Source organism: Agromyces laixinhei (assembly GCF_006337065.1).
Classification (GTDB): Bacteria; Actinomycetota; Actinomycetes; order Actinomycetales; family Microbacteriaceae; genus Agromyces; species Agromyces laixinhei.
Window position 1 is genome coordinate 1,776,388 of record NZ_CP040872.1, and the last position, 23,167, is coordinate 1,799,554.

General features: G+C 70.7%; 21 protein-coding genes and 2 pseudogenes. 17 read left to right on the plus strand and 6 right to left on the minus strand.

Annotated features, from left to right (window positions below; genetic code table 11):
* The first annotated feature begins 15 nt into the window (after positions 1-15).
* Positions 16-1,026, plus strand: coding sequence for a thiamine-phosphate kinase (gene thiL / locus FHG54_RS08330; RefSeq protein WP_139416859.1), 1,011 nt, complete (start codon positions 16-18; stop codon positions 1,024-1,026).
* Here thiL and FHG54_RS08335 read toward each other — a convergent pair.
* Positions 996-1,607, minus strand: a complete 612-nt coding sequence (locus FHG54_RS08335; RefSeq protein WP_139416860.1) for an RsmD family RNA methyltransferase — start codon at positions 1,605-1,607, stop codon at positions 996-998. The genes thiL and FHG54_RS08335 overlap by 31 nt on opposite strands.
* Positions 1,608-1,656: 49 nt before the next feature.
* On the opposite strand from FHG54_RS08335, the gene FHG54_RS08340 reads away from it, so the two are divergent.
* From FHG54_RS08340 to FHG54_RS08390, 11 genes are all read left to right on the plus strand, one after another.
* Positions 1,657-2,463 (plus strand): tetratricopeptide repeat protein, encoded by an 807-nt coding sequence (locus FHG54_RS08340; protein WP_198169703.1) that lies wholly within the window; start codon positions 1,657-1,659, stop codon positions 2,461-2,463.
* Positions 2,460-4,715: an ATP-dependent DNA helicase RecG gene (locus FHG54_RS08345; RefSeq protein WP_139416861.1), complete on the plus strand. Its 2,256-nt coding sequence runs from the start codon at positions 2,460-2,462 to the stop codon at positions 4,713-4,715. Before FHG54_RS08340 ends, FHG54_RS08345 begins: the two co-directional genes overlap by 4 nt.
* Before the next feature lie 51 nt (positions 4,716-4,766).
* Positions 4,767-5,258 (plus strand): pantetheine-phosphate adenylyltransferase, encoded by a 492-nt coding sequence (gene coaD, locus FHG54_RS08350; protein WP_139416862.1) that lies wholly within the window; start codon positions 4,767-4,769, stop codon positions 5,256-5,258.
* Between the two features lie 26 nt (positions 5,259-5,284).
* Positions 5,285-6,259 (plus strand): AAA family ATPase, encoded by a 975-nt coding sequence (locus FHG54_RS08355; RefSeq protein ID WP_139418369.1) that lies wholly within the window; start codon positions 5,285-5,287, stop codon positions 6,257-6,259.
* 1 nt (position 6,260) lies between these two features.
* Entirely contained in the window at positions 6,261-7,661 is a 1,401-nt protein-coding gene (locus FHG54_RS08360) for a DUF58 domain-containing protein (RefSeq protein WP_139416863.1), read from the plus strand.
* The gene (locus FHG54_RS08365; RefSeq protein ID WP_139416864.1) at positions 7,651-9,978 is read left to right on the plus strand and encodes a transglutaminase TgpA family protein; all 2,328 of its coding nucleotides are present in this window, start codon (positions 7,651-7,653) and stop codon (positions 9,976-9,978) included. The genes FHG54_RS08360 and FHG54_RS08365 overlap by 11 nt, the downstream gene beginning before the upstream one ends.
* An 11-nt stretch (positions 9,979-9,989) precedes the next feature.
* Complete coding sequence (locus FHG54_RS08370; RefSeq protein WP_232333621.1) at positions 9,990-10,559, plus strand: YceD family protein; 570 nt, start codon at positions 9,990-9,992, stop codon at positions 10,557-10,559.
* Positions 10,560-10,561: 2 nt separating this feature from the next.
* A complete protein-coding gene (gene rpmF, locus FHG54_RS08375) occupies positions 10,562-10,765 on the plus strand; it encodes a 50S ribosomal protein L32 (RefSeq protein ID WP_139416865.1) in 204 nt (67 codons plus the stop codon).
* Between the two features lie 28 nt (positions 10,766-10,793).
* The gene (gene rnc, locus FHG54_RS08380) at positions 10,794-11,504 is read left to right on the plus strand and encodes a ribonuclease III (protein WP_232331275.1); all 711 of its coding nucleotides are present in this window, start codon (positions 10,794-10,796) and stop codon (positions 11,502-11,504) included.
* Position 11,505: 1 nt separating this feature from the next.
* Positions 11,506-12,429: a bifunctional DNA-formamidopyrimidine glycosylase/DNA-(apurinic or apyrimidinic site) lyase gene (mutM, locus tag FHG54_RS08385; RefSeq protein WP_139416867.1), complete on the plus strand. Its 924-nt coding sequence runs from the start codon at positions 11,506-11,508 to the stop codon at positions 12,427-12,429.
* Between the two features lie 187 nt (positions 12,430-12,616).
* On the plus strand, positions 12,617-13,105 hold the full coding sequence (locus FHG54_RS08390; RefSeq protein WP_232333620.1) for a DNA-formamidopyrimidine glycosylase family protein: 489 nt from the start codon (positions 12,617-12,619) through the stop codon (positions 13,103-13,105).
* Positions 13,106-13,460: 355 nt separating this feature from the next.
* Here FHG54_RS08390 and FHG54_RS16945 read toward each other — a convergent pair whose 3' ends face one another.
* A complete protein-coding gene (locus FHG54_RS16945; protein ID WP_139416868.1) occupies positions 13,461-14,339 on the minus strand; it encodes a helix-turn-helix domain-containing protein in 879 nt (292 codons plus the stop codon).
* 65 nt (positions 14,340-14,404) lie between these two features.
* Between FHG54_RS16945 and FHG54_RS08405 the strand changes: the two genes are divergently transcribed.
* Positions 14,405-15,220, plus strand: a complete 816-nt coding sequence (locus FHG54_RS08405) for an alpha/beta fold hydrolase (RefSeq protein ID WP_139416869.1) — start codon at positions 14,405-14,407, stop codon at positions 15,218-15,220.
* A 217-nt stretch (positions 15,221-15,437) separates the two neighbouring features.
* Here FHG54_RS08405 and FHG54_RS08410 read toward each other — a convergent pair whose 3' ends face one another.
* The 3 genes from FHG54_RS08410 to FHG54_RS08420 are packed head-to-tail and all read right to left on the minus strand — an operon-like array spanning position 15,438 to position 16,880.
* Complete coding sequence (locus FHG54_RS08410) at positions 15,438-15,842, minus strand: P-loop nucleotide/nucleoside kinase family protein (RefSeq protein ID WP_198169701.1); 405 nt, start codon at positions 15,840-15,842, stop codon at positions 15,438-15,440.
* A 5-nt stretch (positions 15,843-15,847) separates the two neighbouring features.
* Complete coding sequence (locus FHG54_RS08415; protein WP_139416870.1) at positions 15,848-16,345, minus strand: hypothetical protein; 498 nt, start codon at positions 16,343-16,345, stop codon at positions 15,848-15,850.
* Between the two features lie 43 nt (positions 16,346-16,388).
* Complete coding sequence (locus tag FHG54_RS08420; protein ID WP_139416871.1) at positions 16,389-16,880, minus strand: nuclear transport factor 2 family protein; 492 nt, start codon at positions 16,878-16,880, stop codon at positions 16,389-16,391.
* A gap of 193 nt (positions 16,881-17,073) precedes the next feature.
* On the opposite strand from FHG54_RS08420, the gene FHG54_RS08425 reads away from it, so the two are divergent.
* From FHG54_RS08425 to FHG54_RS16355, 3 genes and pseudogenes are all read left to right on the plus strand, one after another.
* Positions 17,074-17,541: a hypothetical protein gene (locus FHG54_RS08425; protein WP_139416872.1), complete on the plus strand. Its 468-nt coding sequence runs from the start codon at positions 17,074-17,076 to the stop codon at positions 17,539-17,541.
* Positions 17,542-17,681: 140 nt separating this feature from the next.
* A pseudogene (locus FHG54_RS16770) lies at positions 17,682-18,011 on the plus strand (GNAT family N-acetyltransferase); the annotation flags it as partial.
* Between the two features lie 166 nt (positions 18,012-18,177).
* Positions 18,178-18,330, plus strand: a pseudogene (locus FHG54_RS16355) (zinc finger domain-containing protein); the annotation flags it as partial.
* Here the strand turns inward: FHG54_RS16355 and FHG54_RS08435 are convergent.
* Complete coding sequence (locus tag FHG54_RS08435; protein WP_139416874.1) at positions 18,312-19,412, minus strand: GNAT family N-acetyltransferase; 1,101 nt, start codon at positions 19,410-19,412, stop codon at positions 18,312-18,314. The pseudogene FHG54_RS16355 and the gene FHG54_RS08435 overlap by 19 nt on opposite strands.
* 174 nt (positions 19,413-19,586) lie before the next feature.
* On the opposite strand from FHG54_RS08435, the gene smc reads away from it, so the two are divergent.
* Positions 19,587-23,105: a chromosome segregation protein SMC gene (gene smc, locus FHG54_RS08440; protein WP_139416875.1), complete on the plus strand. Its 3,519-nt coding sequence runs from the start codon at positions 19,587-19,589 to the stop codon at positions 23,103-23,105.
* The last annotated feature ends 62 nt before the right edge of the window (positions 23,106-23,167 follow it).

The following is a 23,167-nucleotide window of genomic DNA, read 5'->3' on the forward strand; positions in this document are numbered from 1 at the left end:
GCTAGCGTGAGGAGCATGCACGAGGCCCAGAGAGCAGATGCCGCGCCCCGCCGTCAGACCGTCGGCGAACTCGGCGAAGACGCCGTGCTGGCGCGCATCCTGCCCCGGCTGCGCCCGGCTTCCGCGGCCCTCCTCGGCCCCGGTGACGATGCCGCGGTGATCGCCGCGGCCGACGGGCGTTTCGTCGTGACCGCGGACCTCATGGTGCACGGGCCCGACTTCCGGCTCGCCTGGTCGACGCCGTTCGACCTCGGCTGGAAGGCGGCCGCCACGAATCTGACGGATGTCGCGGCCATGGGTGCCCGCCCGACCGCGCTCGTCGTGGCGATCGCCGCACCGCCCTCGCTCGACGCCTCGGTGCTCGACGGCATCGCCGACGGGCTTCGTGAGGGCCTCGAGGCGCTCGCGCCCGGTGCCGGCGTGGTCGGCGGCGACCTCTCGGCCTCCTCGGTGCTGACACTCGCGGTGACGGCGTTCGGCGACCTCGAAGGGAGGCCGCCGGTCACTCGCAGCGGCGCGCGCCCGGGCGACGTGGTGGCGCACGCCGGTGCTCGCGGCGACGCAGCACGCGGCCTCGCCCTGCTCTTCGATGAGGCGACGGATGCCTCGGGCGAACCCGACGCCGCGGCAGCCGAGGCGGCGCGCGCCCGGCACCCGGGGCTGATCGCCGCCCAGCTGGCACCCTCGCCGCCCGTCGCCGCAGGAACGGCCGCCGCGATCGCCGGCGCCACGGCCATGCTCGACGTCTCCGACGGTCTCGCGCGGGATGCGCGTCGCATCGCGCAGGCGAGCGGCGTCGGCATCGACTTCTCGGCCGCCGCGCTCGGGCCGGAGTTGCGGCTTGCGCTCGCGGGCGGTGAAGACCACGGCCTGCTCGCGACGTTCCCGGCCGGCGCGGCGCTGCCGGAGCCGTTCGAGGCCATCGGGCGTGTGACGGATGCCGCGGGGCTGCTCTTCGTCGACGGCATCGCGATCGACTCGGCAGGATGGGATCCCTACTCGGGCTGGGACGGCCGGTCGGGCTGAGCCGTGCGGGCGGGCCGAGCGGTGGTCGCCCACCAGAGCGACGTCTCGCCGTAGTCGCGGCGACGCTCGACCTCGATGCCGGCCGGCCACGAGGGCTCGGGGGAGCGGGAGCTGCGCTCGACCATCACGACGGCTTCGGCCGCGAGGAGCGGGGCGAGCAGTTCGAGGTCGCGTGCAAGGGCGCGCTCGCCGAGGTCGTAGGGCGGATCGATGAACGCGAGGTCGACGCCTGCTGCGGCCGTCTCGAGGTACGCCGCCACCGGGCGCACGGCAACGCGGAGATGCGGTCGCGGTCCGCCCCTCGCCGCCTTCAGCAGCGACTCGACGTTGGCCCGGCAGATGTCGGCCGCGGGCCTGGCCCGTTCGACGAGCACGACATCGGTCGCGCCGCGGCTCGCCGCCTCGAGCCCGAGGGCGCCGGAGCCGGCATACAGGTCGAGCACGCGAGCGCCGTCGAGGGCATCGCGAGCCTCGAGTGCGGAGAAGATCGCCTCCCGCACGCGGTCGCTCGTGGGGCGGGTGCCGGAGCGCGGCACCCGGAGGGTGAGGGAGCCGGCGAATCCGGCGATGATGCGGGTCATGCTCAGGGCAGCATAACGGCCGGGCTCTGCGCACTGCCATGATGGACGGGTGGATGACTCGACCGACCAGGTGCCCGCCGAACCGTCCCGACACCGCGGCGCCGAACAGCAGATGATCGACCGGCTCTGGGACTTCGGGGACCCTGCGGCCAGCGAGGAGCGGTTCCGGGAGGCCGCAGACGACGACGACAACTCGGCGCACCTTCGCGCGGTGATGACGACCCAACTCGCCAGGGCGCTCGGCATCCAGGGCCGCTCCGACGAGGCGCTCGCCGCGCTCGAGCGCGTCGCCGTCGGGCCCTCGGCAGGCCTGGTCGGTGCGGATGCCGCGGAGCTGCGAGCACGTGTGGCGATCGAGTGGGGCCGGCTCGCGGCATCCGCTGCCCGCCCGGCCGACGCCGTACCCGAACTCACCCGCGGGGTGCGCGAGGCCGCGCTCGCCGGGTCGACATTCCTCGTGCTCGACGCGCTGCACATGCTGGCACTGAACGACGCCGGCCACGAGGAGGAATGGGCGGCCGAGGGGTTCGACGTGCTCGACGGGGTGCGCGACGCACGCCAGCTTCGCTGGGGCATCGCCCTGCACAACAACCTCGGCTGGACCATGCACGACGCAGGCAGGGCCGAGGCGGCCCTCGCGCACTTCGAGCAGGCCGTCGAGGCCGCCGACCGCTACGGCACGGCCGAGCAGCGCCACGTCGCCCGCTGGTCGGTCGCACGGTGCCTGCGCGGACTCGGGCGCACCGGGGAGGCACTCGCGTTGCAGCGCGAACTCGCAGCCGCCCGACCAGACGACCCGTACGTGCAGGCCGAACTCGCCGCACTGACGGAGGCTGAGTCTACGATCGAGGCATGACCGAGCGGCGCGGCACCGAGCGGCGTGACCATACGGCCGGTGACGAGATCGCTCCCGGGTCGTTCACGCTCGATTCCCGCCTGTCGGGCGCACTCGGCGGCCGAACGGCGAAGGCGTTCGAGCGGGGCTTCGGGCATCGCACGGTCGGCGACCTGCTCGCGCACTACCCGCGGCGCTACGCCATGCGCGGCGAGCTCACCGCCCTGGCGACCTTGCCGCTCGACGAGAACATCACGATCATCGCCGAGGTGATCGAGGTGGGCGAGCGATCGATGCGCGCCCGCCGCGGTTCGATCGTCGAGGCGAAGATCACCGACGGCACCGGCGTGCTGACGCTCACGTTCTTCAACCAGCGCTGGCGCGCCGCCGACCTCCGCCCGGGGCGGCGCGGCATCTTCGCCGGCAAGGTGAGCGACTACAAGGGGCAGCGCCAGCTCGCTCACCCCGACTACGAACTGTTCGATGACGCGACGCCGCTCGAGGCGGGCGACGCCGCGGCCAAACGCTGGGCCGAGTCGCCGATCCCGATCTACCCGGCGACGGCGACGCTCGCGAGCTGGCAGATCGCGAAGGCGATCGCGCTCGTGCTCGATGGGCTCGCCCCCCTCGACGACCCGCTTCCGGCCTCCGTGCGTCAGGCGAAGTCGCTCCTCGCCCATGCCGACGCGCTCGAACTCGTGCACCGGCCTGAACGCGACGGCGATTGGAAGCGTGCGCGCGGCACGCTTCGCTTCACCGAGGCGTTCGTGCTGCAGACAGCGCTGCTCGAGCGCCGTGCCGAACTGCGCACGCACACGACGGCAGCCCGGCAGCCCGTGCCGGGGGGCCTGCTCGAACGATTCGACGCTGCGCTGGCGTTCACCCTCACCGGCGATCAGCTCGAGGTCGGCGGCGAGATCGCCCGCGACCTCGGCGAGCCCGTGCCGATGAACCGGCTCGTGCAGGGCGAGGTGGGCTCCGGCAAGACCGTCGTGGCCCTTCGCGCGATGCTCGCCGTCGCCGACTCCGGCGGTCAGTCGGCGCTGCTGGCACCGACCGAGGTGCTCGCCGGCCAGCACTTGCGATCGATCGCGAAGATGCTCGGCCCCGATCTGGCGGCTGAACTCATGCCGACCCTGCTCACGGGTCAACTGCCCGTCGCAGAACGCAAGAAGGCGCTCCTGCGCGCCGCCGCCGGGCAGTCCCGCATCGTCGTCGGCACGCACGCACTGCTCGGCGACAACGTCTCATTCGCCGACCTCGGGCTCGTCGTCGTCGACGAGCAGCACCGATTCGGCGTCGAGCAGCGCGAGGCGCTGCGACTGAAGGGCCAGAGCCCTCCGCACGTGCTCGTGCTCACGGCCACGCCGATTCCGCGCACCGTGGCGATGACCGTCTTCGGCGACCTCGACGTGTCGACGATCCGCGAACTTCCGGCCGGGCGCGCGGGCATCACCTCGCAGGTCGTTCCGCTCTCGATCAGGCCGGCCTGGCGGCCGCGCGTCTGGGAACGACTCGCCGAAGAGCTCGCGCTCGGCCGGCAGGGGTTCGTCGTGTGTCCGGCCATCGAAGCGAAGGTCGTCGAAGACGAGGGGCCCGGCGCCCCAGACGGCCGGCCCGAAGCGAGCGGCGAGGTCGCCCCGGCGGCGAACGCGGCGCCCGTGGCATCCGTCGCCGTCGTGCTCGCCGAGCTTCGCGCCGACCCGCGATTCGCCGAGGTGCGCATCGCGCCGCTGCACGGCCGCATGCCGGCCGACGAGAAAGACGCGGCGATGCGCGCGTTCTCGGCCGGGCAGATCGACGTGCTCGTCGCGACCACGGTCATCGAGGTCGGCGTCGACGTGCCGAACGCGAGCGCCATGGTCGTCGTCGACGCCGACCGCTTCGGCGTCTCGCAGCTGCACCAACTCCGGGGCAGGGTCGGCCGGGGCTCCGTGCCCGGCCTCTGCCTGCTCGTGACCGCGGCGGTGCCGGGGTCGCTCGCCCTGCAGCGCGTCGAAGCCGTGGCCGCGACGCTCGACGGCTTCGAACTCGCGCAGGCCGACCTCGAGCTGCGGCAGGAGGGCGACGTGCTCGGCGCGACGCAATCGGGGGGTCGGTCGTCGTTGAAGCTGCTGAGGGTGGCCCGCGACGGCGACCTCATCGCCGAAGCGCGCGACATGGCGCAGGAAGTGCTCGCAGAGGGTGGGGGTCTCGCGGCGCAACCCGCGCTCGAGGCTGCGGTGCGCCGCCGGCTCGACGAGGAGGCGAGCGGATACCTGAGCAAGGGCTGAGACTCTCCTCGGCCGGGCCCGCGGTGCCGTGGGCGCAGTACGCTGGGGCGTATGCAGCGGATCGCCGTCGTTCCCGGATCATTCGACCCCGTCACGCTCGGGCACCTCGATGTCATCGAGCGAGCGGCGGGTCTCTACGACGAACTGCACGTCGTCGTCGTGCACAACCCCGACAAGTCGGCGTTGTTGCCGATCGCCCAGCGGGTCTCCCTCATCGAACGCGCGATCACCGACGCCGGCATTCCGGGGCACATCGTCGTGGCGTCGTGGAGCATGGGCCTCCTCGTCGACTACTGCACCGACGTCGGCGCCTCCGTGCTGGTCAAGGGCGTTCGATCACAGCTCGACATCGCGTACGAGACGCCGATGGCGATCGTCAACCGCCACCTCGCGGGGGTCGAGACGGTGTTCCTCCTGCCCGACCCGGCGAACGCCCACGTCTCGAGTTCCCTCGTGCGTCAGGTGTCGGCCCTCGGCGGCGACGTCACTCCCTACGTGCCCGCCGCCGTGTCCGAGTACCTCCAGGCGGCGATGACGCCATGACCGACACCACGGTCGTGGCGGCGACGATGGGCATCGACGAGGTCGGTGCGCGTGCTGCCGCCGTCGTGGCGAACGTCGAGGCGGTCATCGCCGGCAAGCGCGACGCCGTCACGAGCGCGCTCACCGTGCTGCTCGCCGAAGGACACCTCCTCATCGAAGACGTGCCCGGCGTGGGAAAGACCATGCTCGCCAAGACCCTCGCCCGCTCGGTCGACGCCTCGGTCAGCCGCATCCAGTTCACCCCAGACCTCCTGCCGAGCGACGTCACCGGCGTCTCGGTGTTCGATCAGGCGAGTCGCCGGTTCGAGTTCAAGCACGGTCCCGTCTTCGCCAACATCGTGATCGGCGACGAGATCAACCGTGCGAGCCCGAAGACCCAGTCGGCGCTGCTCGAGTGCATGGAGGAGCGCCAGGTCACCGCCGACGGCATGACCTACCGGCTCGACCCGCCGTTCACGGTCGTCGCGACGCAGAACCCGGTCGAGATGGAGGGCACCTACCCGTTGCCCGAGGCGCAGCGCGACCGGTTCATGGCCCGCATCTCGATGGGATATCCCTCGGCGACCGACGAGCTGGCGATGCTCTCGACCCGGGAGACCTCGAGCCCGCTCGACGCACTCGAGCCCGTCGTCACCCTCGCCGAGCTTCGCGGCATGATCGGGGCCGTGCAGCACGTCTTCACGTCGCAGCCGGTCAAGGAGTACGCCGTCGACCTGGCACGGGCGACGCGCGAAGACCGCCAGTTGCGGCTCGGCGCGAGCCCGCGAGCCACCCTGCAGCTCATCCGGGCAGCGAAGGCCCATGCGGCCATGCACGGGCGCGATTTCGTGCTGCCAGACGACGTCGACGCGCTCGCGGTGCCCGTGCTCGCGCACCGTCTCGTGCCGACGAGCCGCGCCGTCGGCGCTCACGACCGCGACAGCGGGCCGCTCATCGACGCCATCGTGCGCCGCATCGTGGGGGAGACGCCGATTCCGGTCGGCAGCGCACGAAGGAACTGACATGTGGCGCCCTCGTCCCGTTCGAGTCGCGATCTGGCCGCGACTGACCCGGCGCGGTGCCACGCTCGTGATCGTCGGGGCGCTGCTCCTCGCGGTCTCCCTGTGGTTCGACTCCCGCGACGTGCTCGTGCTCGCCTTCGTCGGCATCGCCATGCCGGGTGTTGCCGCGCTCTTCGTGGTGCTGCGCAAGCCGAGCCTCGCCGTGACGCGCCGGTTCGCCCCACCCGTCGTCGGCGCCGGCACGTCGACGCAGGTCGCACTCGTCATCAAGAACCGATCGCGACGCACCTTCGACGGCGCGCACTGGCGTGACGGCGTGCCGACGACGCTGACGGCTGCACCCGAGGCGATCCTCCCGGCGATGGGGCCGTATGAATCGATGCTCCCGTCGGGTGACGACACGGTGCGTGTCGAGTACCGGCTCCGTATGCCCCGACGCGGCGTCTACCCGATCGGTCCGCTGCGCGTCGGCATCACCGATCCGTTCGGGCTCGCTCGGGTCGATCGCGACGTCGGCACTGCACACGAGGTCGTGGTCACGCCGCGCGTGACGCCGCTCGACACCGCGCTCGGCACGACCGCGAGCGTCGACGGGGTGCTGAACGGCCTGCAGCTGCGGACCCACCCGAACTCCGACGAGCTCATCGCGCGCGAGTACCGGTACGGCGATCCGATGCGCCGGGTGAACTGGCCGGCGACCGCGCGTCGCGGCGAGCTCATGGTGCGAGAAGAGGAGCAGCGCGGCGACCCTGAGGCGCGCATCCTCCTCGACACGACCCTCGCCGGTCGCGACCGGCAGGCTCACCGCCGCGAGAACGACGATGCACCCCACTTCGGCTTCGAACTCGGCGTCGAGATCACGGCATCGATCGGCGTGCACCTGCTCGAGCGGGGGTACCGGGTGCGGTGCGACCGGGTCGACGACCCCGAGCGAAGCCTCGCCGCCGACGGATCGGGTGCCGGCTATCGGCTGCCAGGCGGCGATCGACTGCTGCTCGAAGATCTGGCCCGCCTGGGAGGCCCGGCGCTTCAGGCGGGTGGCGGTACCGACCGGTCCGCCGCCCCCACCGGCACGGGCACGGGAACGGACGCGGGGCCGAGGCCGCGCGGCCGCGACGCACGCACCCCGGGCTTCGCGGTGCTCGTCGACCCCGACGAGCACGACGCGCATGCCCTCGTGGCACTTCGCTCGAGCTTCGAGCCCGCGGTGGCGTTCGCGACGCAGGGCGTCGCCGGCGGCATCGTCGAGGCCCTCGAGAAGGCCGACTGGCGTGTCGTTCGGGTGCGCAGGGCCGCGGAGATCGACGCCGGATGGTCGGGGACGACCGGGCCGCAGGCGTCACCCGAGCGCACCACCGCCCGCGGGCCGGCAGACGATGGCGCGGTGACCGATGCGTCCTGACCCCGTGCCCCTCTCCCGTGCTCAGCGGCTCCTCCTCGCCGCAGCCTCGTTCCTCCTGCTCGCGACCGCTGCGATGGCGCTCGGCCCGCTCATCGCTGGCAGCGGATGGTGGTGGCTCTGCGCCTTCGTCGCGGGCGGGGTGCTGTTCGCGGGAACTGCGCTCCGGGCACTGCGCACCCCGGCCTCCCTCGTGCCCGTGCTCGAACTCGTCGTGCTGCTGCTGCTGCTCACGCTCGTGTTCGGCGGCACTTCGAGCATCGCCCTCGTCATCCCGACCCAGGGCACCTTCGAGGTGTTCGACGGCCTCCTGTCGGGTGCGCAACGCACGATCGAGCAGCAGTCGGTGCCCGCCATCCCGGTGCCGCCGTTGCTGTTCGCCCTGGCGCTCGGCATCGGGCTGCTCGCGTTCGTCACCGACATCCTCGTGCAGACGCTGCGCGTACCCGCGCTCGCCGCAGTGCCCGCGCTCGTGCCCATCCTCGTGCCGGGCTTCATCATCGAGGCAGGGGCCGAGGGGCCGACGCTCGTGCTCACGGCAGCGGCGTACCTGCTGCTGCTCCGCGTCGACGTTCGCGTGCGACGACGAGCACGTTTCCTCGCCGGTGACGAGGGCGACGACGCCCCGACCGTCGTGCCGCCCAAGCGCGTGCCCATCGTCTCGACGCTCGGTGCGTCGCTCGGGCTCGCCGCCGTCGGCCTCCTGACGGCATCGGTGCTCGCCGCATCGACGCCGAGCGTCTCGACGAGCCTGCTGCTCGGCACACCAGGCCAGGGCACGCTGTTCGCGCGCGGAGTGAGCCCGTTCATCGACCTCGGGAGAGACCTCCGGCGCCCGGAGCCACGGCCGGCGTTCCACTACTTCGCCCGCGATGCCGACCGGCCCTACTTCACCCTGCTCACGCTCGACCGATTCGAGGGCGAGGTCTGGGGAGTGGGCGACCGGGCCGTCGACGGTGACAACACGGTCGACGCGATGCCGCGGCCCGACGGGCTCTCCGAGGAGGTCGAGACCTCGGAGCATCCGATCGAGGTGATCGTCGACGAGGTACGCACCACGTGGTTGCCGGTGCCGTACCCGGCCACGCGCATCGAGGGCCTCAGCGGCTCCTGGTTCTGGGACGCCGGCTCACTCGCGGTGCGCAGCGTCGACACGAACACCGGCGGCCAGCGGTACCAGGTCACCCGGCTCGAGGTGGAACCCACCGTGGCGCAGCTGCGCGGCGCATCCGCCATGGTGCCGCCCGGGCTCGAGGTCAACCTCACGCTGCCCGACGATGCTCCGCCGATCATCGCAGAGACCGCGGCATCCGTCACCGCAGGGACCGCGTCGAAGTACGACGCCGCGGTCGCGATCCAGTCGTACCTGCGTTCGTCGCCGTTCGACTACTCGACCGAGGCACCCGTCACCGACGGTTACGACGGCGGGGGTTTCGACGTCATCGCGCAGTTCCTCGAGACCAAGGCCGGCTACTGCGTGCACTTCGCCTCGACGATGGCGGTGCTCGCGCGAGAGGCCGGCATCCCCTCGCGCATCTCGCTGGGGTACACCCAGGGCTCGCCGTCGCAGGAACGCGTCGACGGCGTGCAGCGGGTCGAGGTCGATTCGCACGACCTGCACGCGTGGCCCGAACTGTACTTCGAGGGCGTCGGGTGGGTGCCGTTCGAGCCGACCCCCGGGCGCGGCAGCGTGCCCGAGTACTCGCGGCCCGGAGCCGGCGACGGCACCGGTGCCGCCGTTCCGAATTCGGCTCCGGCAACTCCGGGGGCGAGCGGCCGACCCGATCGCGAGCTCGACAGCGGGCTCGCCGACCAGTCGGGCGGTGGCGCGACCGTCGACTCGTGGTGGCAGCGCGGTGTCGCTCTCGGAATCGTCGTGGTGCTCGTGCTGCTCCTTCCGGCGGCGCTGCGACTCGGCCAGCGATGGACCCGCCGCCGCCGCATCGCGAGCGGACAACGACCGGCGGATGCCGCGTGGGACGAGGTCATCGCGACGGCACGCGACCTCGGAGCCGGAGGCGACGTCGCCGTGACGCCCCGTGCCTTCGCGGCCGCGGCCGCCGAGCGCGAGGCGTTCGGCGGGGCCGAGCCCCTGTCGTCGCTCCTCGCCCTGCGCGATGCCGTCGAACGCGAGCGGTACGGGCCCGGTGCCGGCCCGGCGCCCCGGGCTTCCGAGCTGGAGGCGAACCTCGCGAATGTGCGCGCGGCGCTCCGCCACGACGCGGCACCGGCAGCGCGCGCACGCGCGGTGCTCGTGCCCAGATCGCTCTTCGACGCCGCGCGACGGCCGTTCGGCGAACGCCCACCTGCCGGCGCGTAGAATCGTCGCTCGTGGACACCAAGCATTCTCCGTTCCGAGTGAACGTGCGAGACCTCGTCAACCGGCCGGGCGAGATGCGCGAGCACGCATTCGCCGTCGCGGCCGGCGACCGGATGGGTGAGGGACTCGTCTCGGTCAAGGCCGGTTCCGAACTCGATCTCGAGGTTCGTCTCGAGTCGGTGCACGAGGGCATCCTCGTCACCGCAGAGGTCGACGCCGTCGCCGAGGGGGAGTGCGGTCGCTGCCTGATCGACATCGCACTGCCGGTCGAAGTCGAGTTCCAGGAACTCTTCGGGTATCATTCTGGGGAAGCCATCGAGTTTGAGGTTCAAGACGACCACGTGGATCTTGAACCGATCATCCGAGATGCGGTAGTGCTGGCACTGCCGTTCCAGCCGGTGTGCCGACCGGACTGCCCGGGTCTCGACCCCGAGACCGGGCTCCGACTGGCCGATCATCCGGAACTCGTCACCCCTGAGCACAGCGATCCACGCTGGTCCGCGCTCGCCGGGTTCCAGGCTTCCGAAGACAACGACGCGGATGACGCATCCGACGCCGACCAGCAGAGAGAAGAGAGATAGTCATGGCTGTTCCGAAGCGGAAGAAGTCACGCTCCAACACCCACGCGCGCCGTTCGCAGTGGAAGGCCGAGGTTCCCACGCTGGTCAAGACCGTGGAGAACGGCAAGGTCACCTACAGCCTCCCGCACCGCGCGAAGGTCGTCGAGGATGCCGCCGGCACCCCGCTCTTCCTCGAGTACAAGGGCCGCAAGGTCGCCGACGTCTAGTCGGCCCCAGGCACCCGAACGACCGGTCGTGACGCGAACGGAGCTCACCGGGGCTGAGGATCGCACGCTCGAGCAACTGCAGCAACGCCTGCAGACCTCGATCGATCCCGCCCTGCTCCTCCTCGCGCTCACGCACCGGTCTTTCGCGTACGAGAACGGCGGTATCCCGACGAACGAGCGCCTGGAGTTCCTCGGCGACTCGATCCTCGGGCAGGCCGTGACGGTCAAGCTCTTCCGCGATCACCCCGATCTCGACGAGGGTGAGCTCGCGAAGCGGCGGGCGAGTCTGGTCTCGAGCGTGGCACTCGCCGAGGTCGGTCGCGAGATCGGCGTCGGACCCTTCATCCGGCTCGGCCGGGGCGAGACGATGACCGGCGGCGCCGACAAGCCGTCGATCCTCGCAGACACCGTCGAGGCCATCATCGGCGCGGTCTATCTCGACGCAGGCGGCGATGCCGCGACCGCGCTCGTGTTGCGCCTCGTGGCACCACTGATGAACGACCCGGCACGGTTCGGTGCCGCCATGGACCCGAAGACGAGCCTGCAGGAGATCGCGGCGCGTCGCGGCGCCACTGCACCCGTCTACGCCGTGGCCGAGAGCGGCCCCGACCACCACAAGCACTTCGTCGCCACCGTGACCGTGGGCGACCTCGTCGAGGCGTCGGGCGAGGGCTCGAGCAAGAAGCAGGCCGAGATGGCCGCGGCGCTCGAAGCCTGGACCGTGCTGAACTCGCACTGACGTGCCCGAACTGCCCGAAGTCGAGGTGGTGCGGGCCGGACTCGCTCCGGCCGTCACCGGCGCCGTCGTGTCGGCGGTCGAGGTGCTCGAACCTCGTTCGCTGAAGCGGCACGACGCGGCATCCGGCGATTTCGAAGCGCTGCTGACGGGTGCGCGCATCGAGGCGGCCGTGCGCCGCGGCAAGTTCCTCTGGCTGCCGCTGTCGGGCGATGAGCGACGTTCGGGCCGTGCGGTCGTCGGACACCTCGGCATGAGCGGTCAGATGCTGCTGCGAACGCCCGACCACCCCAGCACCGATGCCCACGCCCGAGTGCGACTGCACCTCGAGCATGCCGAGCACGGCGAACTGCGCGTCGATTTCGTCGACCAGCGCATCTTCGGTTCGCTCGCGATCGACCGCCTCGTTCCCACGGCCGATGGCGAGGTCGGCGGCTTCTCCGACGGCGTTTCGGGGGAGTGGGCGCGGCAGGTTCCGGCACAGGTCGCTCACATCGCGCGCGACCCGCTCGATCCGGCGTTCTCCGACCGCGCCTTCTTCGCGGCCCTCGCCAAGCGGGGCACGGCGATCAAGCGCGTGCTGCTCGATCAGGGGGTCGTCAGCGGCATCGGCAACATCTACGCCGACGAGTCGCTCTGGGCGGTGCGGCTGCACGGCGGGCAGCCTGCGCGCTCGCTCTCCCGGCGGCGCGCCCGCGACCTGCTCGGTGCGGTGCGCGAGGTGCTCGGCAAGGCGCTCGCCGAGGGCGGCACGAGTTTCGACGCCCAGTACGTGAACGTCAACGGGGCATCCGGTACTTCACAAGCAAACCTCAATGTCTATGGGCGTCAGGGACTGCCATGCAAGCGCTGCGGAGCCCAGATCGTGCGTGAGCGTTTCATGAACCGCTCGAGCCATTTTTGCCGCTCCTGCCAGCGAAAGCGGTAGCGGATACCTGGTACTTGCAACTCCGATCTTCGGTCGGACGGCTCGCCTCGACTCACTGCACGTCAATGCGCAGAGCTTCGAAACGCTGCACGTGACTTCGAGGTGTGTGGGCACGATCGTAGCCCGGCGCTCAGCGAAGGGAACCGGCCCGACGTAGCTGTCGGCCGGAGACTGGAAACTACGGACGATGCCTGAGCTCCCTGAAGTCGAGGTCGTGCGCCGAGGACTCGACGATCATGTCCGTGGCCGGACGATCGCGGCGGCCGTCATTCGACACACGCGGGCCGCGCGTCGGCACGTGGCGGGTCCTGAGGATCTGGCGGCACGGATAGTTGGTGCGACGGTCACGGGGACTGCGCGTCGCGGCAAGTACCTCTGGCTAATGCTGGATGATCGGGACGCGCTGCTTATGCATCTGGGGATGAGCGGGCAGATGCTGATCACGTCGTCTGATACGGCGATCGCTCCGCACGAGCGGGCGCGGTTCACCTTCGAGGATGGTGGCAGCGATCTGCGCTTCGACGATCAACGCACGTTCGGTCACCTGATGTACGACGAGGGCGGTGCGAAGTTGCCGTCGCCGATCGCCCATATCGCGCGGGATCCGTTCGACCCGGAGTTTGATCAAGCGGCGACGGTCGCGCGGCGAAGGGGTCGACCTTGTCCCAGGCGATGATCGACATCGAGATCAGGGGCACCAGGGCGATGCCTCCGAGCAGCCCGGCCGCGCCGACGACCTTCTGCGCAACGCGCCGGGGCCCGGCGGGCACACATCCGCGCGCAAGCCGTCGAACATCGGTCGCCAGCAGCAGGCAGCGTGAGCCCAATGGCAAGCAGCTCGTGCTCGCGCCCTATGCACGGAAGCCCTTTCCTGCCGCCCTCAACCGGCGCCCGGGCGCTTCTTTGCGGACGAGCCCGATGCGTTGGTGGAGGAGCTACGCCGTGACGAAGCGATCCAGACGGCCGATACGCTGCTGTTGACAGTGCTGACACAGCTTGGGGTGAGCTATAACGCTCATCTGTTGGAGGCGCTAGTGACGCATGTAGCGCCTGCCCTCGGCGTGGGGCTGTCGCAGGTCAGTCGGCCATGCCGTGGCATCGACTGCCAAGAACGGTTCGTTGGGAACGGTGCCGGGGGTGACCCCGGCGAAGGCCACGACCTCTCGATGCAGATGCGCCTGGTCGGTGTAGCCACAGTCCGCAGCAACCAGAGCCGGCCGATGCCCGGCTACCAGCCGATGGGCGGCGATATCGAATCGAACCAACCTCGCGGCCTGTTTCGGCGGCAGTCCGATCTGTGACTGGAACCGAGACCAGAGCCGCTTTCGACTCCATCCCAGCTCGGCTGCCAGCCGGTCGACTCGGATATCCCCGCCGCCGAGGCGCATCTGCTCCCAGGCCCATTGCACCTGCGGATCGACCAGCCTCTGCTCGGCCCAGCGATCGGCGAGCGCGGTGTCGGCGATCGCGAACCGCTCTGGCCAGGAGCGGGCATCGGTCAGTCGTTCACCGATCCGGACCGCCTCCGCTCCCCAAAGGTCGTCCAAGGACACCAGGCCACCGGCGATGTCGGCCAGCCTGACGCCCAGCAGAGATTCGGCGACGAGAGGCGAGAGGCGTACCTGTATAGCGTCGATGTTCTCCCCGCGCACTCTCACCGCGCCGCCGAGACCGAGGCCGGCTACCAGACTTCCCCGGTGCCGTCGCCCGGAGGCGTCATCCACGAGCGGCGGTTCCGCACCGAAATCCAACACCAGCGTCACGGTCGGATGCGCGACCAGGCGATGGCCCGTAGGTGGCATGTCTCGATCGGAGAAACCCGCCATCCAGACACCGCGAATCCGACTCGGCTGCTCAGGCCGGGCGACATCCCAAACCATTGTCGGGGTTCCGGAAGCGGTGAACCGCATCACCTGAGTCTACCGAAGGAACATTCGTACAAGCCTGGGTACGCGGGAGTCGCGAGAGTGGTCCCATGACGACTCAGAGAGAAACCTCCGACATCCTTCACGTGATCCAAGACGGATCACCAGACGCCCCCGCGCTCGTGCTGGTCCATGGCACCGGTGCTTCGGGCCGCTCATGGGACGCGCTCGTCCCGAGGCTGGCCGGCGTTCACCGGGTGATCCGGCCGGACCTGCTCGGTCATGGCTGCTCACCGGTCCCCGCCAGCGGTGATTACGGGATCACCGACCAGGCGTGGTGGCTGGCACGGACCCTGGACCACATCGGCATCGAACAGGCGGTCCTGATCGGGCACTCCACCGGAGGGGCCGTGGCCACCGCGCTGGCGGAGTTGCGCCCCGAGATCATCTCCGCGCTGACGCTGATCAACACCGGACCTCATGTGAATGCCTATATCGCTCCTGATCTGGCCATCGACCGGGCGCAGTGGCCGGAGTTGAGCGACGCGCAGATCCGCCAGGCCATGACCTCCGCGTTCAGCCGCCCCGACTTCGAGGTTCCCCAGCAGATGGTGGACGATGTGCGTGCGGTGAGCTTCGACGCCTTCGTCGGGACGACCCGCGCCTCGTTGGCCTATCTCGCCGAACGGCCCCTGCCGGAGCGATTGACCAGGCTCGGCATGTCGCTCATGGTGGTCTTCGGGGCGGAAGACCGACGATGGCGATCCTCCTCGGCTGCCGATTATCGTGCCGTGCCGGGTGCCGAGGTCCGGTTGCTGCCCGGCATCGGGCATACGCCGATTGTTGAGGAACCGGCGGCGATCGAATCGCTCATCCTGCCTTTCGTCGCTGCCCACGCGATGCCGACTGTCAGCGCCGGAGACTGACCTGCCATTTACCAGCTCCGGCGTTTGCGGCTGCAGCGTTCGCCCACCATCATGGCGAGGTCAGGAAGGACTCGTCGGCACCGTGCAACTCCTGCACGTCGCAATAGTCGGTGCTGACCTCGAAGGCCGCCCGCGTGAGCCGACGGAGCGTTCACGCCGGCTCGGACACAATCGTCAACGGACCCTCGTCCGGGGAGGGCGGCTCGAAGTGGTCGATCTACCGCCGGGCCACGTCGGCCGGGAGCGGGAACCCGTCGGGCTGCGCGGCGGATCGCCTCTCGACCCGGGCCAGCGCAGTGCCTGGGTCGGTCGCGACCAGCACGGTCTCGGGCACCACGCGGGTCGGCGCGAGGACCGACCTCCACTCCTCACGCATCCGCCGCGACCAGAACGATAGGTCCAGCACCACGTCGTGGCCGCGGCGCACCAGGTCGAGCAGGCGATCTCGCAGGTCCTCCACGATCGCGGACTCCGCGTCCGGCGGGAGCGGCATCGCTCGGTGCCCACGCTCCCACGCCTCGCGGTCGATCGAGAGCAGCTGGAAGCCCTCTGCCTCGAGCCGGCGAGCGTAAGTCGACTTCCCCGAGCCCGCCGGACCGCACATGAACACCGCTCTGGCCATCCCAGTCATCCCCTCGGGCGAGGGATCGACAGGCTGGCCGGGATCAGCGCGCACACCAGCGCGGTCCAGACGATCATGTAGAGGGTGAACGGGAGCCCGCCGTCTCCGGCGATCACACGCATCCCGAAGAGCAGCGACATGCCGGCCAGGAAGGCCGCCGCCACGATGACCGGCAGCGTACGGAGCCATCGGTTCCAGCGGTGCGTGACGGGCCCCAGCGGCAGCAAGACGAGCACGGCGATCAGGACCGCGACCGCGGCATTGCCCCACTGCGCGGCCGAGATCTCCGCCGCACCGCCGTACTCGGCGGCGTCCTCGGGGGTGACCGCCGGGCCGCCGTGGACGCCGAGCCGGCCCTGCATGGCGTGATGAGCCTTGGAGACGATGTAGGGGAGCGCCCAGCACGCCGCTGCGACCGCGACGACTCTGCCGGGCGTCCGGCTCGTGACGCGTCGCTTGTCGTCGAGGGCGGACATCGGCCGCGCGGTTCGTTCGGGACGCATGAGGTGCCTGCCTTCCTGATTGTCGGAGCATCGAGTCGGGTGATCACCGGGAGCTGCAGGGTGCCGCGAGCGGCACGTACTTCCGGTCTCCGGTGCGGGCCACGGCGTCGAGGAGCGCCCCGGCGCGGGCGAGCCTTCGAGCGCGTGCGGGATGGCCCTGCCTGCGGGCGAGTGCGCGCCCGAGGTCGCGATTAAGGGCCGTGAGGGCTGGAAGCGGCCGAACGGCCAGGGTGATCCTGGCGCTCGCGCCGTCCCCGTCGAGCTCGAGGTGCTGGAACTCGTGGATCTCGACGCCGCCGACCCATGCCCTCGAAGTCAGGAAGGCTTCCCCGTCCCCGCGCAGGTCGCGCTCGTACAGGTAGTCCGACACGACCTCGAACACTGCCTCCAGGAGCTGCCCGATCTCGCCCGGGCCGCGGAACCGGAGCTGGTCGGTCAGCGGCGAGACGAGCTCGCCATGAGGTGCGACAACGGCCACCGCTGCGTCGAAATCACGCGCTGCGCCGGCCTGCTTCCATGCGTCGATCGAGTCCACCGATACTGCCTTCGTGACCGCTGAGCAGAGTTCCAGCAACGCCGCCTCGTCGTCCGGGCCACATCGGCAACCCTTCGCTCGTGAGTGTCACCGAGCCTTGTCTTGCCTCCCGGAACCCGACTTGAAGAAGAAAATACCATACTGTTTCGTATAGAAGCACCGACGGACCATCGCATCCCGAGGGGGATCCCGCGTGATCGAAGGCCCGAGCACACGAATCGACCTGCCGAATGTGGCCGGCCTGCGCAGGCAGGCGGGCACCGTGGGGGCCGTCGCGCTGTTCGGCGTCGGCGTCGTCCACACGGTCACCAACACGGTCGCGTTCGCCCTCGCCGGCTGGGATGGGTCGTGGCCGCTGTTCCTGCTGTTCAATCCCGGCCTGAGCGCCGTGCTCATCGCGATCGCCGTCGTCGTCTGGCGGGATGTCCGTCAGTGCCGCCCGCGCTGGCCGGCACGCGTCGTCATGGGTCCCGGGGCGCTGTTCTGCACCGTCAAGCTCATCAACGTGCTGCGCGTCGACCCAGCGGCGATCTGGATCCCGATCGGGCCCGGCCCCTGGGTGCTGGTCGGCGCACCCGCCCTGCTCGCAGCCGCCCTCCCCGCCGGCGGGAGCCGAACCCACCGCGAGCCGGATCCCGCGACCGCTGACGTCTCCGGCTGATCGCCGATCACGCAGTCCTCGACGACGACACGAAGGAGCACCGAATGCCCACGATCTTCAGCCACAAGCCGACGCTTCGCGGCGACCGCGTCACCCTGCGCCCGATCCGGGCCAGCGACGCCGACCCGCTCGACGCGATCATGCGCCACGACCCCGAGATCGCGATCCTGACCGGATCGGTGCACTCCCTCGACGAACCGGTCACCAATCCGCCGATCGATCGGATGCGCGAGACCTACGGCCAGTGGAGCACAGCGGACGACCGGCTCGTCCTCGCCGTGATCGACAACGACGACGGCGACTGCCGAGTGCTCGGCGAGGTCGTGCTCAACGAATGGGACGAGGAGAACCTGTCCTGCGGCTTCCGCACTCTCATCGGCGCGGCCGGATGCGGGCGCGGACTCGGTACCGAGGCGACCCGGCTGATCGTCGCGTACGGCCTGCAGGAACTCGGTCTGCACCGCATCGCGCTGCAAGTCTACGCCTTCAACCCTCGCGCACGGCACGTGTACGAGAAGGTCGGCTTCCGGCACGAGGGCACCGGCCGCGACGCGCTCCGGTTCGACGGCGGATGGGTCGACGTCGACTACATGGCCGCCCTTTCCACCGACCCTGAGCCCGGACTTGGGATGTGTCTTCGAGCACTCACTGAACGCGTACGGAGGCGCCGGCCGACCCTGCCCGCGATGCGGCACGCCGATGGTGCGCGAGCAGTTCATGAACCGCGGTTCGCATTTCTGCCCCAACTGCCAGCGGGTCAGGACGGCGCGTCAGCGGACTCCGGGCTGATCGTCGACGCGCTGCCAGGTGGCTTCGAGGCCGCATCGGATGAAGCCGAGGGCGATGTTGATCGCGAGCATGTGCTCGTTCTCGTCGGCGTTCCACGTGTAGACGACGGTGCGCTCGGGTGAGGTCGCGGCGAGCCGCTCCAGGTTCGCGAGCTTCACGAGCATGCCGAGTCCGTTGCCGCGGTGCGCACCGACGACGAGGGTGTCGGACTGATACGCGAACCTGCGACCGAGCGGCAGCTCGAGCTCCGTGTATCCCGCGATCTCGCCGCCCTCCGTCACCGCCGCGGCCACGAGCAGCGTCGCGTCGCCGTCGATCGACTCCGACTCGTGTTCGCGAACGCGAGCGGCGTCCCAGCGTTCCTCGTCGATCGTGACGCCGCCAGCGGGCACGTCGAGCACCATGCGTTCGCGAGCGGCGGCATAGGCGTCGACGAGATCGCCCGGAGTGCGATCGGTCCAGCACTCGATGCGGTAGCCGCCGGCGTTCGCACGCGCCGCACGAGACTCGAGCTCTCGGTGGACCTCGCCGAGGCGACCTGCCACGGTGAGACTGCTCACCCGTTCGAGCTGAGCGAGTGCATAGCCGCGGGCAGAGGCGAAGCGCGCCGTGGCGACGGATGCCGCGAGCCCGGCGTCTCCGTCAGGGGCGCGCAGCACGGGCCCGTCGACGGAGCCGCTCTCGGTGTCGGGATGATCCGAGTACCCGACCACGGTCGACCGGCCCAGACGTCGAGCCACGTCTTCTGCTGCGTCGAGCAGCCTCGAACCGATGCCTCGCCTGCGATGCGACGGGAGCACGCCGAGGGTGAGTTCGACCGTGGCGGCCTCCTCGTCACGCTCCCAGCCGAGGCTGGCCCTTCCGACCATCGTGTCGCCGTCCCATGCGCCGAAGAGCGCGTGCCCGCGATGGACGTCGTTGCGGTGCCGCCCGAGCAGCTCGGCGGCGCTCTCTGCGAAGTGGTCGTGACCCCAGTTCGCTCGTTCGAGCTGGAAGCCGAGGGCTGCGCAGGCCTCGAGGTCGGCGGAATCCGGGGCTCCGAGCGACGTGGGCACCAGGATCGGGCGGATATCGACGTTCATCTGCGGGGCTGCACTCTCCGGCCCGCACCGATGCGGGCAGCCGATCAGGCTATCGGCGCGCCGATTCGGCCGCAACCGTGATTGCCCCTCGGCGGCGAGGGCGACACGCCGCGAGCCATGCGCTCGGGTACGATTTCCGAGGTATCCGCACCATTCTGAGTCGCACGGGGGGCCATGTACCTGAAGAGCCTGACGCTCAAGGGCTTCAAGTCCTTCGCGCAGCCGACGACGTTCGCGTTCGAACCGGGCGTCACCTGCATCGTCGGCCCCAACGGCTCCGGCAAGTCCAACGTCGTCGACGCCCTCGCCTGGGTCATGGGCGAGCAGGGGGCGAAGACCCTGCGCGGCGGCAAGATGGAGGACGTCATCTTCGCCGGCACCTCGACGCGCGGCCCACTCGGCCGCGCCGAGGTCAGCCTCACGATCGACAACGGCGACGGCGCGCTGCCGATCGAGTACAGCGAGGTCACGATCTCGCGCACCCTGTTCCGCAACGGCACGAGCGAGTATGCGATCAACGGCGAGAACTGCCGCCTGCTCGACGTGCAGGAGTTGCTGAGCGACTCCGGTCTCGGCCGGGAGATGCACGTGATCGTCGGGCAGGGCCAGCTCGACCAGGTGCTGCGGGCGACGCCTGAAGACCGTCGCGGATTCATCGAAGAGGCGGCGGGCATCCTGAAGCACCGCCGCCGCAAAGAGAAGACGCTGCGCAAGCTCGACGCCATGCAGGCGAACCTCACCCGGCTCTCCGACCTCGCCGGCGAGATCCGGCGTCAGTTGAAGCCGCTCGGCCGCCAGGCCGAGGTCGCCCGTGAGGCCGCCACGATCGCGGCCGTCGTGCGTGATGCGAAAGCGCGCCTGCTCGCCGACGAAGTCGTCGGCCTTCGCCGCGCCCTCGACGAGCACGGCAAGAGCGAGCACGAACGGCATGCCGAACGCCTCGTGCTGCAAGACCAGCTCGAGGCGCACCAGGCCAAGCTGACCCGGCTCGAGCAGGAGCAGGGCGGTGACGCCGTCGACCGGGCCCGATCGACGACCTTCGCGCTCGAGCAGGCTCAGGGCGGCTTGCGTTCGCTCGACTCGCTCGCACGGCAGCGCATCGCGCTGCTCGGCAGCGCGGCCGAGCAGGCGGATGTCGCGCCGAGCGTCACCCGAACCATGATCGACGAGGCCGTCGCCGAACTCACGGGTATCCGCGACAGCGTCGGCTCCGCGGCATCCGCTCTCGACGACGCGCACGAGGCGACCATGCGCCGCCGTGCCGAGCTCGACACGGTCGACGAGGGCATCGCCCGGCAGAGCGCGCTCGTCTCGGCCTACGACCTCGATCTCTCGAAGCTGACCGGGCAGGCCGACACCGCGGCCTCGCAGCTCGCCGCCGTTCGCGGCGAGGTGCTGCGTCATGAGCACGCCCTCGCGGCGTCGGCAGAGCGGCGCGCCTCGGCGGCGTCGGCGCTCGCCGCAGCCGAGATGGAAGCCGAGACCGGCGAGACCGCCGAGACCGATCTCGACGAGGCCTTCGAGCTCGCCCAAGCGGCGGTGTTCGAGGCTGAGGCCGAGATCGAACGCATCCGCGAAGCGCTGCACGATCGTGAGCGCGAACACGGCGCCCTCGGCGCTCGCACGCAGGCACTCTCGCTCGCCCTCGACCAGAAAGACGGCTCGGCGGCCCTCGTCGGCGCCGGCGTCGCCGGCGTTCGCGGGCTGCTCGCCGAGGCGCTGCAGGTCGAGCCCGGCTACGAACCCGCGATCGCCGCAGCGCTCGGCTCCCTGAGCGATGCCGTGCTCGTCGATGACCGTGCCGCAGCGTTCCGCGCCCTCGAGCACGCCGAGCGCGGCGAACTCGGTCGCGTCGCCCTGGCACTCGCCGAAGCGGGTGCTGCGCCGGCGGCGGCGGCACCGGTCGCGGGGCTCACCGCGGCATCCGAGGTCGTCACGGCGCCCGCCGGCATGCTCGGCCTGCTCGCCGAGGTGCTCATCGCCGACGATCTCGCCGCCGCCCGTGACGCCGAGGCGGCGCTCGCGACGCGATCGACCCCGGCCACGGTCATCACGAAAGACGGCACGGTCGTCGGCCGCTACGTGCTGCGCGGCGGCTCGGGCCGCAAGCAGAGCCGCATCGAGCTCATCGCCGAACGCGACCGCGCCGCCGTCCGCCTCGAGGAGGTGCGCGGCGACATCGAGCGCGCCCGCTTCGAGCTCACCGAGCAGCGCCGGATCGTCGAGCAGTCGAAGGAGCAGTCGAAGCGCGCACTCGCGGCGCTCCGCGAGTTCGACGCGCAGCTCGCCCAGCGCACCGAACGCCTGAACCGCGCCCGTGTGCAGGCTGAGGCTGCCGACGCGGACTCCGACCGACTCCGGCAGGCCGCCGCACTCGCCGAGGAACGAGTCGCCGAGGCGGCCCAGTCCGCCGCCGATGCGAAGGTCGCACTCGAGGCCGCTCGCACCGAGCCTCGGCCGGTGCTCGAGACCGATGCCCGCGACGGCGCCCTCGCCGCGCTCGAGACGGCACGCGAGGCCGAGGTCGAGGCGAAGCTGCGGCTCGAGACGGCGAAGGAGCGTGTACGTGCCGAAGAGGCCCGCATCCGCGCCATGGAGGCGCAGTTCGAGGCGGAGCGACAGGCCGCTGCGGATGCCGCGCGGCGCGCCGTGATCCGCCGCGCACAGCTCGAGGCGGCCACGCGAGTCGCCGAGGCGCTGCCCGGCGCGCTCGCCTCCGTCGATGCCTCGGTGGCCGAGGCCCGCGTCGCGCTCGGCCGTGCGGAGGCCGAACGCGCGAGCCGCAACGAAGAGCTGCAGGCGGTGCGCCGGCAGGAGGCCGGGGTGCGCGAGCGCCTGCAGTCGGTCACCGAAGACGTGCACGGTCTCGAGCTGCGCATCTACGAGAAGAAGCTCCACGTGGCCGGTCTCGTCGAGCGTGCGGAGTCCGAGCTGGGCCTCACCGAGGAGGTGCTCGTCGACGAATACGGACCGGAGCAGGAGATCCCGGCCGACGACGAGGAGGGCGAGCCCCGCCGATTCCGGCGTGAAGACGAGCAACGCCGGCTCGCGCAGGCCGAGCGCAAGATCGCGCAGCTCGGTCGCGTGAATCCGCTCGCGCTCGAGGAGTTCGCGGCCCTCGAGCAGCGCCACCAGTTCCTCACCGAGCAGCTCACCGATCTTGCGAACACCCGCAAGGACCTGCTGACGATCATCGAGGAGATCGACGGCAAGATGGAGTCGATCTTCGCCAGCGCCTTCGAAGACACCCGAGCGGCATTCGCCGAGGTCTTCCCGGTGCTCTTCCCGGGTGGCGCGGGCAGCATCTCGCTCACCGATCCCGAGAATCTGCTCACCACCGGCATCGAGGTGAGCGTCAAGCCTGCGGGCAAGAAGATCGAGCGGCTGTCGCTGCTCTCGGGCGGGGAGCGTTCGCTCGCCGCCGTCGCGTTGCTCATCGCGATCTTCAAGGCCCGCCCCAGCCCGTTCTACATCATGGACGAGGTCGAGGCCGCGCTCGACGATGCGAATCTCGGGCGCCTGCTCACGACCATGGAGTCCCTGCGCGACGATTCCCAGCTCATCGTCATCACGCACCAGAAGCGCACGATGGAGATCGCCGACGCGCTCTACGGCGTCTCGATGCGGCACGACGGGGTCTCTGCCGTCGTCGGCCAGCGTGTGCGTGAAGAGCGCGAGGCGAAGGCGAGCTGAGTCGAGGGCTCCTGCCGTCGAAGACGGCGAGCCGCTGCATCCGCTGCCCGTAGGCTGGTGAC

Coding starts and splice junctions, on each gene's coding strand:
- thiL (WP_139416859.1), top strand. CDS start 16: ATGCACGAGGCCCAGAGAGCAGATGCCGCGCCCCGCCGTCAGACCGTC.
- FHG54_RS08335 (WP_139416860.1), bottom strand. CDS start 1,607: ATGACCCGCATCATCGCCGGATTCGCCGGCTCCCTCACCCTCCGGGTG.
- FHG54_RS08345 (WP_139416861.1), top strand. CDS start 2,460: ATGACCGAGCGGCGCGGCACCGAGCGGCGTGACCATACGGCCGGTGAC.
- coaD (WP_139416862.1), top strand. CDS start 4,767: ATGCAGCGGATCGCCGTCGTTCCCGGATCATTCGACCCCGTCACGCTC.
- FHG54_RS08355 (WP_139418369.1), top strand. CDS start 5,285: ATGGGCATCGACGAGGTCGGTGCGCGTGCTGCCGCCGTCGTGGCGAAC.
- FHG54_RS08360 (WP_139416863.1), top strand. CDS start 6,261: ATGTGGCGCCCTCGTCCCGTTCGAGTCGCGATCTGGCCGCGACTGACC.
- FHG54_RS08365 (WP_139416864.1), top strand. CDS start 7,651: ATGCGTCCTGACCCCGTGCCCCTCTCCCGTGCTCAGCGGCTCCTCCTC.
- rpmF (WP_139416865.1), top strand. CDS start 10,562: ATGGCTGTTCCGAAGCGGAAGAAGTCACGCTCCAACACCCACGCGCGC.
- FHG54_RS08390 (WP_232333620.1), top strand. CDS start 12,617: ATGCCTGAGCTCCCTGAAGTCGAGGTCGTGCGCCGAGGACTCGACGAT.
- FHG54_RS16945 (WP_139416868.1), bottom strand. CDS start 14,339: ATGCGGTTCACCGCTTCCGGAACCCCGACAATGGTTTGGGATGTCGCC.
- FHG54_RS08405 (WP_139416869.1), top strand. CDS start 14,405: ATGACGACTCAGAGAGAAACCTCCGACATCCTTCACGTGATCCAAGAC.
- FHG54_RS08410 (WP_198169701.1), bottom strand. CDS start 15,842: ATGGCCAGAGCGGTGTTCATGTGCGGTCCGGCGGGCTCGGGGAAGTCG.
- FHG54_RS08415 (WP_139416870.1), bottom strand. CDS start 16,345: ATGCGTCCCGAACGAACCGCGCGGCCGATGTCCGCCCTCGACGACAAG.
- FHG54_RS08435 (WP_139416874.1), bottom strand. CDS start 19,412: ATGAACGTCGATATCCGCCCGATCCTGGTGCCCACGTCGCTCGGAGCC.
- smc (WP_139416875.1), top strand. CDS start 19,587: ATGTACCTGAAGAGCCTGACGCTCAAGGGCTTCAAGTCCTTCGCGCAG.